The organism is Sulfolobales archaeon, from assembly GCA_038881635.1.
Taxonomy (GTDB): domain Archaea; phylum Thermoproteota; class Thermoprotei_A; order Sulfolobales; family AG1; genus WYEN01.
Window position 1 is genome coordinate 60,720 of sequence record JAVZPJ010000002.1, and the last position, 15,885, is coordinate 76,604.

Below are 15,885 nucleotides of genomic sequence, written 5' to 3' on the forward strand. Positions count from 1 at the left end.
TCTGCAAAGAGATGGTAACCTTTCTCTGTAAATGGATCCATGCTTATTAGTGGATTCATCTAAAATAACCTTAGGTCTTATAATGAAAGCTGCTATACTAGCAGGAGGTTTTGGGAAGAGGCTTAGACCTCTCACAGATGACATACCTAAACCTCTGATAGAGATAAGTGGCAAGCCTATACTTGTATGGCAGATTGAATGGCTTAAGAGATATAAAGTAGATGAGATAGTGCTTCTCGTGGGGTATAGAAAGGAGAAGATAATCGATTCTATAGGCTCTGGAGCGAGGTACGGTGTTAGAATAAGCTATGTAGTAGAAGACGAACCTCTAGGTACAGGAGGAGCTGTAAAGAATGCTGAATCTATTCTGAGATCCGAGGATTTATTCCTCGTAGTTAATGGAGATATCATAACCAATATACCCGTGGATAGAATCGTAGAAGAATTTAAAGATGATGAGAACGCGGTAGCTGGAATAGCTGTAGTGCCTCTTAGAAGTCCATTCGGCGTGATAGAGGTTGATGAAAAAGGTTTTGTGAAGAAATTCGTTGAGAAGCCTCTAATAGAGGAGTTCAATATAAATGCTGGAGTATATATTATGAGGAAAGAAATCTTTAGATATCTACCTGAGAAAGGTGATATAGAGAGAACAGCTTTCCCAAAACTTGCTGAAGAGAAGAAGTTAAAGGCTATAGTATTCAGGAACAGCTACTGGAGATCTATAGATACCTATAAAGATATTGAGGAGATCTCTCAAGAGATCAATAAATTATACTTGTGATCCACCATGATTTATTCAGATTACGCGATCTTATCTCTTCCAGGAGATCCTTTTGAAAAAGATGTTTATAGCATGTTAGATCTGAGAATAGTAAAGACTAGCTCCAGGATCTTTCCTGATGGAGAGACTTATATAAGATTAGATGAGAAGATTCAAGAGAAAAAGATAATTATAGTTCAGTCCATGTATCCTGAGCAAGATAGAAGGTTTGTTGAGCTTCTAGAAATCTTAGATGTGTTAAGAGATCTTGATAAGGAGAAGATACTACTGATACCATATCTAGCGTATGCAAGACAGGATAGAGTATTCCTAGAAGGAGAACCTATCACAGTCAGAGTTGTTCTAGATTCTCTGAGAAACTATGGAGGAAGTAGGATCTATGTTATAGAACCTCATTCTCTAAGATTCGTAGATGGAACCTTTGTCAGAGAAATTAGCGGGATCGAGATTATGGCGAGAAAAATAAAAGATCTCATTAGATTAAACACTGCTGAAAAGATTCACGTGGTATCACCGGATCAAGGTGGTGTTGAAAGAGCGTTAAAATTCGCGCGAGTTGTAGGTGGAAATATCATTAGCTTTGAGAAACATAGAGATCGATATAGCGGAGAGATCAAGGTTAGAAGCCCTCCTAATATTATGAACGTAGAAGGTTCCACAGTATTCATAGTAGATGATATTTTATCTACTGGAGGTACTATTGCTGAGGTTGCAAGAATCATATCAAGCTATGATCCTGAGAGTATATACACGGTCTGTGTTCACTGTCTTTTCATAGGTAAGGCTTTAGAGAAGATTAAAAGTAGTGGTGTTACCAAGATCTTCTGTGGCAACACGGTTTCTACTAGGGTTAGTTCTGAGATTGTAGAATATATAGATCTCTCTAGAGATGTGTTTAAGATAATACTCGGAGATCTCTAGATCTGAATTGAAGAGTGTAGAATCAGATCCAAGTCTAGAGAGTGCGATGCTAAGAAACGTGGTAGGAGCCTCTATATCATCTCTAGAGCTAATACCTTTGAACTTCTACAAACCAGGAAGTCTCGCTCTGGTACTCTACATAGTTTCTGAGCATAATTCTTGTAGAAGCTGTCCATGGCACGAGTATTATGGCCCTTCAAGGGTTTTTGATTCTAGGGATATACCTGCTAGCAGGATTTATAAGAGATTCAAAGAGTTGGAGGCAGATCTTCTCTTTATTAGTGGCGGTGATATTCTTTCTAGAATAGACTCTCTCAGTATCTTAAAAGCTCTTCATAGCTATGGAATTAGGATCGGTGTTAAGCATTATTCGAAGGCTAGTTTCAATCCTGATTCTCTAAGATTCCTAGATGCAGTTCTTCTAGAAGTCAGAGCACTATCAGATCTAAAGTTCGTGGATGTCTTTCTAGAGAATCTACCTGAGCATGTTCATATGGAAATGATCATAGATGAGATCTCTGAGAATATAATAGATAGGCTTCATGAAACCTCGTGGTTTAGAGATCTCTGTAGAAACTATCCTAGATTCTATAAAGCGATCTATATGGCTGATAAGGATGAGAAGTTTATAGAGAGATACTCATATACCCTATCAAAGATCTGCGAAAATCAGTTTTACATAATATCTTCACACCATAGTTTCAAGCCTGATGAGATCTCGTGTATAGGATGCGGTACACATATCGGAGTGAGAATCGATGGTGTGGTTATAAAACCTTCTATAGACGGTGTTACATGTCCTAGATGTGGTTTCAAGATATTCGCTAGAGAGTATAATAGAAACAGGATCAGAAAAAGATTTATATTCTCAAGAGTAGTTTTATGAATATTCTCCTTCATTTGAAGAAGTATGCTTCCGACTGCTAGATTTAATGGTTATTAGCTAGGTTAAGGGTTATATATAAGATAGAAGACCTTGAATAGGTGATAGTCTACGGCGGTAAGATATAGGATCTCCTATGAGACTTTTAGAGATCCATATACGGAGGTTAATAAGGTTCTGAGAAGTCAGAAATATCATTTAATAGGATCTCACTCAGCTGTTAAGAAATGTCTTTGGGTTCACAAGGTTCTTATGGAGGATCTATATTGTTATAAGGGTAAGTTCTATGGAATAGAAAGCCATAGATGTATTCAGATGTCTGTTGCAACACAATGGTGCTGGAATGCATGTCTTCACTGTTGGAGGGTGAGGCCTACAGATATGCTTGAGGAATGGGATGAGAGAAGACTACTAGATTTAGACGATCCCCAGTATATTGTTGAGATGAGTATTGAAGAACATAGGAGAACGGTCTCAGGATATAAAGCCTACGGAGTTTCTGAAGAGAAGATCAGAGAAGCTATGAACCCAAGACATGTAGCCATAAGTCTTACAGGAGAGAATACACTATATCCTCTACTAGGCGAACTCATAAAAGAGTATCATAAGCGGGGTATAACCACGTTTCTCGTGACAAGAGCTGTGAGACCTGACATAATTGCAAATCTAGACGAAGAACCATCCCAGCTATATATATCTCTAGAGAGCTACGACAAGGAATCTTATGAATACTTCAACGTACCCCTAGTTCCTAGAGCATGGGAGAAAACCTTAGAATCGATAGAGATCCTGCCTAGCTTCACATGCCCTACTGTATTCAGGATCACAGCAGTTAAAAGTTGGAATATGAGTAGAGATGCTGCTGTAAAATTCGCTAGACTAATAGATCTAGGGATGCCCACATTTATAGAGGTTAAAGCTTACATGCATATAGGAGGTTCTACACTGAGACTCAATAGATCTGATATGCCTACACATGATGAGGTTAGAGAATTCGCGAGAATACTAGCCGAGATGAGCGGCTATAAAATCGTTGCTGAAAGCAAGCCTTCCAGAGTTGTACTTCTATCAAGATTAGATAAGCCTCTGATCCGTCATGGTAATGCTCCTATATCTTGGAGCGATCCTGATCTCACAGATTTTGACGAGTACAATCAAGGGTTTTTTGGGGAGATAAGAACCAAGTGAATTGTATCTGGTAAAAGAGAAGGAGTTCAGCTCTTACACAGGTTTATATCGGTTGCTTTCATAATCTTATCTCTGTTCTCCTGTACTTTGCTCGGGTTTTCATAGGGTTTGGAGGAGTGTGAGGTGTCTCTAAACCTCTATATATTGGGTGTATCAGGAACAAGTTGTTGCATGCAGCTACATTCTATCTTCTGTGAATCTAAATATACTGTATCTCATTATTCTACCTCTACTATCTCTCAACCTGCCTCCACACCTATCTTCATGAAGAAGAAAAACACATAATCAGGCAATATAAACCAAAACAGTTGCAATAGGCTGGAAAAGATTCTTTCTATTGAGTTTTCTTCTCTCTTACTATAACAGTATTAACTTGTGTTGTAGCCTCGCTTATGGTATTCCCTCTAACAAGCTTTCTCTTTCTCAAGCCTTTCTCCTTGGGTCTGAATCCAGGTGGTGATGATAATAAGAGATATCTCTTGCCAGGTCCTGAAAGTGTTGAAAGCATTGGAGCTCCTGAATAATCGCTACCTCCTCTTATCTCGAGATTATATCCTGGCAGTCCTACAAGTCCTCCTTCGATCACATCTCCTATCTTATAGCCATACAACTTCTGAGCCTTATCAGATGGAAGTGTTATTTGGTATGATGTAGCTCTCCTGATCTCTCCAATAGCTCTATTAGATCCTAGCTTCTCTCTCATGAAGTTCTCCGGTATCATTACATATAGATCGCTTACACTGCTATCTGCGGAAACTTGAATCTGAAAGTTTACTTTCTCGGTAGAGCTTTTCCAGATCCTTGCATTAGCAACTCCAAGCTCTGGATTTATGATCTGGTATAGCATGTGAGAGATTCTTGCTTTCATAAGTTTTCTCCCACTCTTCTCATCCTCGCCATATGGTAATGCTGGATCTGCTATGAATACTACTTTAATCCACCTACTCTTTTCAGCCTCAGGATCTGATATCACGATCTTCATATCAGGCATTATAGCTCCTATACATCTAATCATAGAATACTTATATATCTACTATATCTACAACAAGATTCACATAATATTCTAATATTCTTAAAAAGTCTCTTAGAAGTACATCGATCTAGAAATCATCACGTCATAGAATCTCTCTAGGAAATTCATAGCAACAAGAACGAGCTCTAGAAATGATGCGGGGGGTGGGATTTGAACCCACGCAGGCCTACGCCATCGGGTCCTCAGCCCGACCCCTTTGACCTGGCTCGGGCACCCCCGCCCAATAAAGAAATTATTGTTGGAGCTTATTAGAATTATCAGAGCTATTAAAAAGGTCTTTCATAATATTATTTGGGTGGGGATACACCTTTGTCTTCTGTAAAAGCTGAGATTATGAGGGTTATAGCCACAGGAGATCAAAAATACGATCTTTATGTAAGGATTCACAGTGGTGGTAGGAATTACATACTTTATATGCCGAAGCTTTCGAGAAAACCTGATGGTATAGATCTATCTCTTGAGCATGAGAAAATGATCCTTAAGATCATGAGTAGAGGCGAGGGATTCTGCTCCTGTACACTAGATCTTGATAAGCTTTCTAGTGGATGTATCATCATCAGATGCGTTAATCCTAGCGGGATGTGGGTTATAGATGAAGAGCTTCTAAAAGCTCATAGAATTGAGGAATCTAAGTAATTAAATCAGATATCGATCTAGATTCATATCTTCATTAAGACTCCTATAAAATATCCTTGAGAATCATCTCTGTAAGGATCAAACCTGATTCCAATGTCATCAACACCTGGAGTTGATATATTCATAGCCCATTCAGGAGGATCTACTTCTTTGAACATTTTCTTATCAATGAATCTTTTTAGAAGCCCTTCATTCTCATCGTATGTTATAGAGCATGTAGAGTAGACAAGAATACCTCCTCTTCTGAGAATTCTATAAGCTTCTGATAGAAACTGGCTCTGATATTCTACTAGGTTTCTAAGGTCTTTCTCTTTTTTCATGTCATAGATCTTCGGTCTCACCCCTGTTGAAGTGCACGGAGGATCTAGAAGGATCTTATCTGCAACAAGATTGGGATAATCTATACTCAGGTATCTCGAGTCCGCGATTTCTATAGTTAGATTGTTAGAAGGAATATGACCCAGTCTACTTAGATTAGATATCATCTCACCAACTCTCTTCTTAGAATGATCGAATGCATATATGAAGGATCTACCTCTAGAAAGTTCATATATATGACCTGTCTTACCTCCGGGTGCTGCACACATATCTACTATGACCTCGCCCGGTCTCGGGTCTAGTATTCTCGACGTCACCATCGAAGGCAGAGATTGAGGATATATCAATCCCTTATTCCAAGCTTTAAGCTCTCTAACAGGTGGAGCTCTGTAGAGACTCTTTATATTCCTAAGAAACAGACCCTTACCAGATCTTCTCGCTTCTTCACAGCTTATCACAGCCTCTCCTTCGGCGATCGGGATCATATTCTCAGAGTATATGGTGGCTATAGTTCCAGCTTTTATCATAGAATCACATTCTAAGACTCCTGGCGAGTATACGTTAGCTCCCATCATTATTGATTCAGAAGCTTTTTTATCAACTAGAACTCTAAACCCATGATCCTTTATAGTGTTAGGACCCTCCACCTTGAAGTAGAGAGCCTCGTGAAGTCTTTCATCTCTGTACACATCATAACCTTCATCTCTGATCATCTCTATAACTTCCTCTACAGATGCTCTCAGGGTGTTAACTCTAACATAAAGCCTTGAAGGAGGTCTTAGAAGCGCGCTGAGAACTAGATCTATTTTACCTCCATAAACTCTCTCTATAGATCTCATCACATATTCATCATATCTTATCATATGATCACACCCAGAATAATACTATGATTAAGAGCATTTCCTACGATACTCCCTCACACACTCCTCAAAACATATATTGAAATCATCATGCGACACGCTTCTCTCAGCACAAAAGTCTCTGCAGATTCTATTTATATGTTGACACTCATAGTTGCTGGGATTGATCTCTTCTAAGTCTTTCATAGTATCTTTCTCACTAAATATAAATTACGTCAATCCTTAATTAATTAGCAAATGAATCCATCATATAATCTGGATTACAACCCCGAAAACCTCTTCCTCTAGGGTGGGGAGGAGGTCAGAACCCTCTAATTATTAATTAACTAGCTTCTTCTAATGCTATATCCCTATAGTCTTTATATCATGAGTTCTTGAGATCACCTCGAAAGCTCTCGAGATCGATTTGAAGATAGAATGAGAATAGCAATCTATATAAACTCATGGTAGAGCTAGACCTTTGAGAAGTAAGTGATTGCAGACTAATATTTAAATATTTTGTCGGAGATCAGCTCTAGATATATTAGATCTAAAATGAAGCTATGCGTGATCTGTTCCAAAAGCTCTGTCTCCTGCATCTCCAAGTCCTGGAACTATATATCCTCTCTCATTGAGCTTAGGATCTATTGCAACGGTAAATACCATAGATCTGTTTATAAGATTTCTTCTGAGAAGATAGTTATAGACTCTCTCTATAGCTACTTCCGTTGATATAGCTGTAGCTATGAATATCTTCTTTGGCGTGCCCCGTTCGAGAATTTTATCTAACACAGCAACTATGGTAGATCCTGTGGCGAACATGGGATCTGCTATGATAACTATATCTCTCTCTTTTATGGCGGGTATCTTATAATATGTTATCTCTATATCGAATGAATAATCACTGCTCATACCTTTCTCCTCAACTCTTCTAGCACTTATAACACCCTGCCTAGCATTTGGAAAGATCTTTATAAGACCTTCTACAAGAGGCATTGCCGCTCTTAATACGTTGATTATAACAACATGATCCATGTCTGGAATTCTAATACCCTCGGCAAGAACTCCTAAAGGTGTTCTCACATATATTTTCTCAACGGAAAGATGTCTGACGATCTCCATACCTATTATCCTGCCCAGTCTAACCAAACTTTTTCTGAAATTAATCTGATCTGTTTCCTCATCTCTTAATATTGTTAGAATAGCCATAGCTAAGGGATGATCCACTATCTTCACAAAGTCTTCTTTCAAAGCCCTTAGATACTAATATACTCTTAGCTTAAAAACATCCTGGTTTTCCACCTCTCTGAGTTAAAAAGTTATCGAATTTAGCAGGATAATGCAAGAATATAAGCTAGCAGTCAATCCTCTGTTGGGAGATAGATAAGATGCTATGTGAAGATATATCTGTCGAGATCGGAGGAAGGAAGATTGTTATAGATGAGAATATAATTAGAATTCTCAATGAGTATGTGAAGACTTCTATGAGCTTAGAGGAGCTAGCTAAGAGATTAGAGCTTGAGAGTTGGGAGCAGGCTTACGAGTTTTTAAAGAAGATCCCTGCATGGATAATGTGGATCTCGCCAACTTACTATATGATTGAGAGAAAGAAATGCGAGAAGATAAGATCCTAAGAATTTTTGAGACTCTTTTTATCCAGCCTCATACATGATGGGAGCAGACATGTCTGAAGAGATTAATATAATCTCGGAGATATACAAGTGGAGAAAGAGTGAGAGAGAGAAACATTCTAGAGAGGAGGGTGTTTATTATGTGACAGATCTTGTCAGATGTCCTCTTAAGATCAGGTATGAGATCTTATATCCAGAACTCTACGCGTACGAGATTATGGCTCCTCCAACCATTACGGGAGATATGATTCACAAAGGTTTTCAAAGCTTAATGAAAGAATTATACGGCGAGAGTATCAGGGTTGAGGTGGAAGGAGAGAAAACGCTTATGATGCCGGACGGCTCTTCGATTAGGATTAGAGGTAGGTGTGATGCTATTATAGAAAGAGGAGGAGAGAAAATAGGTTTAGAGATAAAATCTAGTAGGAGTGACTATAACATACCCTTAGAACATCACATAGATCAGGCTAGAGCTTATAACTGGTTATTCGATCTGAGAGAAACATATTTGATCTACATAACATATGAAAGAGTAACTCAGTATAAGATTAGTGATAGAATGAGTGAAGAAGAGATCATAGCAAGAATCAGATCTTCTTCATATCCTAGGTATCCCTGGGAGTGCTCCTACTGTTCTTTCTCAGTAGTATGCCCTCACAAGAAGATCTTAAAATAATACTCGGAAACCCCGGCTTAGGTTTCATACGAGTTCTCAGCGTATCATACTAAGATTAAATATTGCTCCTGATATAAGTTATAATAGTGAGGTATTTTCTATGCTAGATATGCATCCTAGAGAGTATGTTATGAAGCTTATAGAGGTAGGTCTGAAAGCTGCAGATCCCTATGAATCTATTATGAGGAATATTAGAATTAAAGATGATGAGATTCTTATCGGAGGTTTTAGAACCAAGCTGAGGAAGGTTCATGTAATAGGCTTCGGCAAGTCTAGTCTTAGAATGGCTGAAGCTTTAAATGATATTCTCGGGGATTTCATTCTAGGTGGTGTGATTATAACACCTGATAAATCTGGAAGATTAGGATCTATAGAAATTTCTAAAGGAGATCATCCTATTCCAGGAGATAATACTTCAAGATCTTCGGAGAGATTGCTCGAGTACTTATCCAATGTGGAAGAAGATGATCTGGTGATTATCCTGATCTCTGGAGGAGGTTCAGCACTCTTCGAAAAGCCTCTTCCAGGTCTAGATCTAAGAGATCTTGCTGTCGCAACAGATATTCTAATGAGATCTGGTGCAGACATAATAGAGCTGAATACCGTGAGAAAACATCTCTCAGCGGTTAAGGGAGGAAGACTTCTGAGATATATAAAAAGTAAAGAGATCTATTCACTTATAATGAGTGATGTTATAGGAGATCCTATAAGTTTCATAGCTTCAGGTCCTACAGCAGCTGATGAGACCACATATAAAGATGCTATAGAGGTTCTGAGAAATAGAAAAATCTGGGATAAGATTCCTGAGAGTGTCAGAAGAGTTCTTCTGAAAGGATTAAATGGAGAGGTTGAGGAAAGTATTAAACCAGGAGATAAAATTCTGGAGAAGGTTAGAAACATAATCATAGCAAGCAACATAATATCTCTCAATGCCATGGAGATCTATGCCAGAGAGAGAGGTTTTAATGTTGTGAATCTAGGTCCTTACATAGCTGGAGAAGCTAGGGAGGTGGGGAGAACCATGGCATCGATTCTTAAAAGTATTAAAAATCTGGGAAAACCTGTTAGACCACCTGCAGTAGTATTATGCGGTGGAGAAACCACAGTGACTGTAAGAGGAGAAGGAGTTGGAGGTAGGAATCAGGAGATGTGTCTCTCTATAATGATAGAGATCAGAGGCTTGGAGAATATCTACTTTGCATGTATAGGAAGTGATGGAATAGATGGGGTAAGCCCGGCTGCGGGAGCTGTGGTCGATGGCAGAGGTTTTGAGGAGGCTGTGAGATTGGGTATGGATCCAAAGGATTATCTTGATAGAAATGATTCTTACACCATACTAAAGAGAATAGGTAGAACCGTGGAGACAGGTCCTACAGGAACTAATGTAGGAGATTTCTATCTGGGGGTTGTAATCTAGGTCTATTATCTTAAATATGGTCGGGGGTTGATTCTATCATGAGAAGTCTTGTTTCACAGATTATGATCTATAGAGTTGGTGTGTTGAATGCCTAGGATTATTAGAGGGTCTCTCCTCATTGATTTTCATAGGATCATATCTAAATCAGAGGATTCAGAGATTCTTCTACTAGATCTCTTAAGAGATCTGTTGGAGCTAAGACGTAATGGTTGTAGTATCTATGTTTCTAAAGAACCATTCACAGCAAACATGGAATTTGAGGATAGAGTATATAGAATCTCGCTCGGTATATCTACTCTAATTATCTCGTGTGATAATAGAGATCTCTATAAGAATATATCTAGATCTACTGCTCAGATTGTTTACACACTGAGAGAAGATGTATGGCTTAGAGTAAGATACTTCGAAAACTGTATACGTTGTGAAAATACTTATGTGGAGGAACTCATCAGAGAACTTGGTATAAGAAAAGATTGTGAGCATGGAGGCTTCATAGGAGTTGAAAAAGATCTATCAAGTTCTATAATGATCCCTGAAAGACCTGCAATAATCTTTCTCGAGGGTGAAGGTTTAGCAGAAAAGATAGGTCTTAGAAGGAATCTAACAGCTTTAAATGTTCTATCTTTCATGATAGATGATCTATATAGCGAGTGTGTCTATACAGATCCAGGTGTAAGGATGAGAGGTATAAAAGCAGATCCTCTGATACTTGATGATAAAGGTAGAATCATAGCATACGAAATAGACCCTGAGGTATTCCTATTCACATGTGTGCCAAAGAAATATAGAGACCCTCTCAATATAATTTCCATCTTCTACGCTTTAACACATGAACATCTTCAGATCGAGTGATAAGATAAATAGGATCATAATAAGAAGAATAGTTTAAATAGAGGGGAATACTAAAAATAATTGAGGAGGCCGCGGTAGCTCAGCCTGGGAGAGCGCGGGACTGTGGGCTCCTAAAGTAGGCCGCGCCAAGCCGGGGGATAGATATCCCGAGGTCCCGGGTTCAAATCCCGGCCGCGGCCCATTTGATATAATTACTCTGTTGAGATGATCTTAAATACCTTTTTTAATCCATCTAGGGTATATGTCTGGTCTCATTAGAACTCTCATCGTGCTAGCTACAATTCCTTTACTCTTCATCATTATCTCTTCTGAGTTCATAAGAGATCTAGCTACTGCCACGAGTTCTCCTCTTGGTGAAAGTATTGCTATTACGTCTCCTCTTTCTATGCTCTTATCGAATAAAACTATTCCGGGGATTGCTAGTTGAGCTCCTCTGGCTATAGGATCTACCGTGTGCACATCTACAACTATCTTCGGGAGATGCGATATCCCGTATTCTACTGGAAGTATGCATTCTCTCAGATACCTCTCTTCTCCTTCTTCTTTGTATAGGTACATAGCCTCTGAAAGTCTGTGTAGTGTAACCATGTTTAGATCTTCTCTAAACACTCCTGCTCTAACTCTTCTAAGTTCTCTCATATGAGCTCCAACACCCAGGATAAGACCTATATCATGTATTAGTTTTCTAATGTAGGTTCCTGGATCTGTGACTACTCTTATAAGATAAAGCCTGCCATCATGATCTAGAACTTCAATCTTATGAATCCTTCTAATCCTAATATTTCTCCTAACAGAGGATCTCAGAGGTGGTCTCTGATATATCTCGCCGGTAAACTCCCTGAAAACCTCTAAAACCCTCTCCTCAGGAACATCTGAATGAAGCTCCATTAAAGCTATATACTCCTTAACAGTATGAACCATTACACCTACGATCTTAACACTCTCCTCAAGAGCTATAGGAAGAACCCCGGACACGCTGGGATGTCCTTCGTAAGAGCGTCTAAGGTCCCAGCGTGTCCAGCCTTTGCAACTCCAAGAATCCTTTTAACCCATGCAGCCACCTCATGACTTGTAGGTCCTGGAGGCTTATCTAGATTTATAATCCCCAATCGAATGTGTGTTTCTATAGGTCTTTCATAGGGATTAAACCCATATCTATATACGTCGCCTATCTCTTCCTTCCTAATAACATATTCTGTTTCTCTCGAAGCTATTTCATCGAGTTTTCTAATAAATCTAAGGACCTCCTCAAGACTCATTAAATCTCCCGTAAAAATAAAATCTCCGACCACGAATAAATATATGGAGAGACCGCCCACGAGGCTTACGGAGGTTCAAGCCTCCGAGGAAACTCCGCCCTCTCACGGCACCCGACCTCCGAAAGGAGGGCGGCGAGAAGCCGCTGAACCGGCACAGAAATGACACGGCCTAGAGGGTGTGTGAATGATGGGGCTGATCCTCTGACTATCCTCTAGGCGCGGTGAGACAGCCGGTTCTCGGGAGAGCAAGGCCGAGTAGTGCCTATGAGAGCCGTGGGAGGCACAGGTAGGCCGCTTAGCCTAATGCCTCTACTACAGAAGGCGGGTTATGTGGGCGGTCTCTCCTATTTTTCTTAGGGGGTATGTATAAATCTATTTAAATACCCCATTTACCGATATATATTTGGGGCTTTAATCTATATGTCTTTGAAGTCTGAAGTAGATAAATGGTATGAGATCTCTCTCAAAGCTCATAAGTATTATGAAGGTAAGATTGAGGTGATTCCTAAAGTTCCTATTGAAAAGCTTATATACTTCGCTGTCTGGTATACTCCTGGTGTTGCCGAGCCTTCGAGGGCTATTTCTAAGAATAAGGATTTGAGCTTCGAGATAACATCTAGGTGGAATATGATTGCTGTGGTTACTGATGGAACTAGAGTTCTAGGATTAGGAAATATAGGTCCTGAAGCTTCATACCCCGTTATGGAGGGTAAGGCACTCATATTCAAATTCCTAGGAGGAGTTGATGCAGTTCCACTTCCTATAAGAGCTAGAGATGCTGATGACTTTGTTGAAACTGTTAAAAAGCTTGAGCCAGCTTTTGGAGGTATAAATCTTGAAGATATTGAAAGTCCTAAGTGTTTCTACATACTCGAGAGACTTAGAAAGGAGATGGAGATACCTGTGTGGCACGATGATCAGCAGGGTACTGCTACGGCAACGCTTGCAGGCTTGATCAACGCTCTCAAGATTGTTGGAAAGAAGATCTCTGATGTATCTATAGCATTAATAGGCGCGGGAGCTTCTAACATACCCACATATAGACTGCTCGTAAAGATGGGGGCAAACCCAAAGAACATGTATTTAGTAGATACAAAGGGCATACTTCATGCTGAGAGAGATGATATTGATAAGCTGAGATTTGAAAATCCATGGAAGTATCAGATAGCGATAGAATCTAATGGAGAGATGAGGAGAGGAGGTATTAAAGAGGCTATGGAAGGAGTTGATGTAGTTATTGCAGCATCAAGACCCGGACCTGGTGTGATTAAGAAAGAATGGGTGGCTAGGATGAACAAAGATGCAATTGTATTCGCTCTTGCAAATCCTGTCCCAGAGATATGGCCGTGGGAGGCTAAGGAGGCTGGTGCTAGAGTTGTTGCGACTGGTAGAAGCGATTTTCCTAATCAGATTAATAACAGTCTCGCATTTCCCTCTATATTCAGAGGAGCGTTAGATGTGAGGGCTAAAACCATAACGGATGAGATGGCTATCAGAGCTGCGGAGACTCTAGCTAGATTCGCGGAGGAGAAAGGGATTCATGAGGATTATATAATACCTACAATGGAAGAATACGAGGTTTATATAAGAGTCGCGGTAGCTGTCGCCGAAAAAGCTATGGAGCAGGGTGTTGCTAGGATTAGTAAAAGTAGGTCTGAGCTTGAGGAACGTGCTAGAGAGATTATAGAGAAAACTAGAGAGAAATATGCTACACTAATAAGAGCCGGACTTATAAAAGATATTGTACAACTATGAGGTGTGAGGTCTATGTCTATGAGTTCTTCTTATAGAATAAGAAATGCAGAAAAAAAGGATCTGGATGAAATAGTTAATCTAATAGTGAGATTGAAAAAGCTTAATGAAGAATTCGATCCTCTATATACAGTGAGAGAAGAAGTAGCAGAAGTCGCGAGAGACTACATTGAGAAATCATTAGAGAGAGATGACGTGTTTATACTGGTTGCAGAGAGTGGCGGGAGAATTGTAGGAGTTATAAGAGTTGAGATCAGATCTAGAATATTCTATCAGCCAGTGTTTGAAGGTATTATAACAGATCTCTATACACTCCCAAGCTTCAGAGACAAAGGTATTGGAACAGCACTTTTAGATGAAGCTATAAAAATCCTTAGAAGTAGAGGAATTAGCATCATAGGAGCTGAATTTCCTCCGATGAATAAAATCGCTGTAGAATTCTACGAGAAGAGAGGCTTTAAACCGCTTCTATACACTTATTTCAAAGAAATTTAATATTCAGATGACCTTAAATAAAAAATAATATAATATTTTTCAAAAATTTAATTAAGTCCATGATCAGGCATCTTTATCTATGCTCACAGGTATAGCTCTGGGATCTGGTAGTATTCTTATTATGGCATCACCTCTTCTCATTATAGTCATTATATCTTCAAGATACTTCTCTCCTATTCTTAGGAATTTAGATGCCTCAGCCCAAAAACTCTTGCTAGGATTGCTCATCACTATAAGAAGACCTGTATTTTCAGCGATCATATCCCATAGCTCTCCAAAATCTTTAAAACTCTGCGTAGCCATAGAAATAGAGATACCATATCCTCTAGCTAGTCTTAGAAGATTTACAATTCTCCTAGAAGTTCTTCTGCTGAGAAGAATCCATGCTTCATCTAATCCTAGAAATATATTAACCTGAGAATCCGGCTTCTCTCTAGATGCCATGTTTATAAGATCCTGGAAGAATATGTTTATAGCGTACCTTAGAAGCTCTTCTCTCTCCTTAGTAAGATCTCTCATCGTAACCACATTCATCTCACCTTTCCTGATCTCGTATCCTTTTCCAGGTTCTGTATCTAGTGATGAGATCTCTCTCAAGATCCTTTCTATAATACCATTCAATCCATCATGATCTTTCTCATAGAGTGTTGTTATGATATCATCCCATGAAGGTTTGTCATATTTTTCATAGCTTCTTCTCAGAACCTCAAATAACACTCCTTGAAGTCTTAGATCATTTATCTCATAACTTTCTATAATACTGTCAAAAATCTGGTAAACCCTGATCCATGGTGTAGTATTGCGAGGCTCTAGAGAGTTTAGAGATGTTCTAGGAATATCGATCAGATGATAATAAACACCTCTCTCCATAAGCCTGCTGGCTATGTCGCCGCGAATGTCTACGAACAATACAGTGGATCCAAATATCTCGTGAGCTCTTCTCAATATGGTTATAAGAGTTTCAGTCTTACCGCTTCCCGTAGGTCCTACTATAAGAATATGAGGATTGAATGCTTTCATAGGATCCCAGAAGACAACTCTAGTATCATTAAGGATCCTTCCTATAACTATACCTGATTTATGAGGATTTCTATGCTGTATAATATTTTTAATAAGAGGTGATATTATGATTGCTGAGCTTGAAAGCCATATGGATTCTTTACCATAGAGGATTCTTCTTAGAGATCTCATTAAAAAACCTGAT

Annotated in this window: 17 protein-coding genes, 2 tRNA genes and 1 other RNA gene; 13 read left to right on the forward strand and 7 right to left on the reverse strand. The window is 39.2% G+C overall.

All coding sequences use genetic code 11. From position 1 onward, the window contains the following. Positions 1–82: 82 nt before the first annotated feature. The 4 genes from QXS89_01975 (at position 83) to twy1 (ending at position 3,773) form a co-directional block, all read left to right on the forward strand. Positions 83–781, forward strand: coding sequence for a nucleotidyltransferase family protein (locus QXS89_01975; protein ID MEM3830950.1), 699 nt, complete (start codon positions 83–85; stop codon positions 779–781). A gap of 6 nt (positions 782–787) precedes the next feature. Beyond that, entirely contained in the window at positions 788–1,702 is a 915-nt protein-coding gene (gene prs / locus QXS89_01980) for a ribose-phosphate diphosphokinase (protein ID MEM3830951.1), read from the forward strand. A gap of 7 nt (positions 1,703–1,709) precedes the next feature. Next, complete coding sequence (locus tag QXS89_01985; GenBank protein MEM3830952.1) at positions 1,710–2,588, forward strand: hypothetical protein; 879 nt, start codon at positions 1,710–1,712, stop codon at positions 2,586–2,588. Positions 2,589–2,762: 174 nt separating this feature from the next. Then, complete coding sequence (twy1, locus tag QXS89_01990; protein ID MEM3830953.1) at positions 2,763–3,773, forward strand: 4-demethylwyosine synthase TYW1; 1,011 nt, start codon at positions 2,763–2,765, stop codon at positions 3,771–3,773. A gap of 334 nt (positions 3,774–4,107) precedes the next feature. Here twy1 and QXS89_01995 read toward each other — a convergent pair whose 3' ends face one another. Together QXS89_01995 and QXS89_02000 are read right to left on the reverse strand one after the other, a co-directional pair. Then, on the reverse strand, positions 4,108–4,764 hold the full coding sequence (locus QXS89_01995; GenBank protein MEM3830954.1) for a 30S ribosomal protein S6e: 657 nt from the start codon (positions 4,762–4,764) through the stop codon (positions 4,108–4,110). 177 nt (positions 4,765–4,941) lie between these two features. Beyond that, positions 4,942–5,026: transfer RNA gene (locus tag QXS89_02000), tRNA-Leu, on the reverse strand. 89 nt (positions 5,027–5,115) lie between these two features. On the opposite strand from QXS89_02000, the gene QXS89_02005 reads away from it, so the two are divergent. Further along, positions 5,116–5,442, forward strand: coding sequence for a hypothetical protein (locus QXS89_02005; protein MEM3830955.1), 327 nt, complete (start codon positions 5,116–5,118; stop codon positions 5,440–5,442). A 23-nt stretch (positions 5,443–5,465) separates the two neighbouring features. Here the strand turns inward: QXS89_02005 and QXS89_02010 are convergent, their stop codons facing one another. Both QXS89_02010 and upp read right to left on the reverse strand, forming a co-directional pair. Next, the gene (locus QXS89_02010) at positions 5,466–6,623 is read right to left on the reverse strand and encodes an RsmB/NOP family class I SAM-dependent RNA methyltransferase (protein MEM3830956.1); all 1,158 of its coding nucleotides are present in this window, start codon (positions 6,621–6,623) and stop codon (positions 5,466–5,468) included. Between the two features lie 537 nt (positions 6,624–7,160). Next, complete coding sequence (gene upp / locus QXS89_02015) at positions 7,161–7,835, reverse strand: uracil phosphoribosyltransferase (GenBank protein ID MEM3830957.1); 675 nt, start codon at positions 7,833–7,835, stop codon at positions 7,161–7,163. 152 nt (positions 7,836–7,987) lie between these two features. Between upp and QXS89_02020 the strand changes: the two genes are divergently transcribed. The 5 genes from QXS89_02020 to QXS89_02040 all read left to right on the forward strand — a co-directional run bounded on the left by QXS89_02020 (position 7,988) and on the right by QXS89_02040 (position 11,354). Then, positions 7,988–8,233 carry a hypothetical protein gene (locus tag QXS89_02020; GenBank protein MEM3830958.1) on the forward strand — a complete coding sequence of 82 codons (246 nt, stop codon included), beginning with the start codon at positions 7,988–7,990 and terminating at the stop codon, positions 8,231–8,233. Between the two features lie 49 nt (positions 8,234–8,282). After that, the gene (gene cas4 / locus QXS89_02025) at positions 8,283–8,906 is read left to right on the forward strand and encodes a CRISPR-associated protein Cas4 (GenBank protein MEM3830959.1); all 624 of its coding nucleotides are present in this window, start codon (positions 8,283–8,285) and stop codon (positions 8,904–8,906) included. Between the two features lie 100 nt (positions 8,907–9,006). Then, a complete protein-coding gene (locus tag QXS89_02030) occupies positions 9,007–10,323 on the forward strand; it encodes a glycerate kinase (protein ID MEM3830960.1) in 1,317 nt (438 codons plus the stop codon). Positions 10,324–10,410: 87 nt separating this feature from the next. Beyond that, positions 10,411–11,175 carry a hypothetical protein gene (locus QXS89_02035; GenBank protein ID MEM3830961.1) on the forward strand — a complete coding sequence of 255 codons (765 nt, stop codon included), beginning with the start codon at positions 10,411–10,413 and terminating at the stop codon, positions 11,173–11,175. A 68-nt stretch (positions 11,176–11,243) separates the two neighbouring features. Continuing rightward, positions 11,244–11,354: transfer RNA gene (locus tag QXS89_02040), tRNA-His, on the forward strand. A 31-nt stretch (positions 11,355–11,385) separates the two neighbouring features. Here the strand turns inward: QXS89_02040 and QXS89_02045 are convergent. Continuing rightward, positions 11,386–12,150, reverse strand: coding sequence for an RNA-guided pseudouridylation complex pseudouridine synthase subunit Cbf5 (locus tag QXS89_02045; protein MEM3830962.1), 765 nt, complete (start codon positions 12,148–12,150; stop codon positions 11,386–11,388). Then, complete coding sequence (locus QXS89_02050) at positions 12,129–12,434, reverse strand: tRNA pseudouridine synthase A (protein MEM3830963.1); 306 nt, start codon at positions 12,432–12,434, stop codon at positions 12,129–12,131. The genes QXS89_02045 and QXS89_02050 overlap by 22 nt, the downstream gene beginning before the upstream one ends. 48 nt (positions 12,435–12,482) lie before the next feature. On the opposite strand from QXS89_02050, the gene rnpB reads away from it, so the two are divergent. The 3 genes from rnpB to QXS89_02065 all read left to right on the forward strand — a co-directional run bounded on the left by rnpB (position 12,483) and on the right by QXS89_02065 (position 14,681). Then, an RNA gene (gene rnpB / locus QXS89_02055) (RNase P RNA component) lies at positions 12,483–12,776 on the forward strand. Between the two features lie 78 nt (positions 12,777–12,854). Continuing rightward, the gene (locus QXS89_02060; GenBank protein ID MEM3830964.1) at positions 12,855–14,189 is read left to right on the forward strand and encodes an NADP-dependent malic enzyme; all 1,335 of its coding nucleotides are present in this window, start codon (positions 12,855–12,857) and stop codon (positions 14,187–14,189) included. Positions 14,190–14,207: 18 nt separating this feature from the next. Beyond that, positions 14,208–14,681 (forward strand): GNAT family N-acetyltransferase, encoded by a 474-nt coding sequence (locus QXS89_02065; GenBank protein ID MEM3830965.1) that lies wholly within the window; start codon positions 14,208–14,210, stop codon positions 14,679–14,681. A gap of 63 nt (positions 14,682–14,744) precedes the next feature. On the opposite strand, the gene QXS89_02070 is transcribed toward QXS89_02065, so the two are convergent. Continuing rightward, complete coding sequence (locus QXS89_02070) at positions 14,745–15,872, reverse strand: DUF87 domain-containing protein (GenBank protein MEM3830966.1); 1,128 nt, start codon at positions 15,870–15,872, stop codon at positions 14,745–14,747. Between the last annotated feature and the right edge of the window lie 13 nt (positions 15,873–15,885).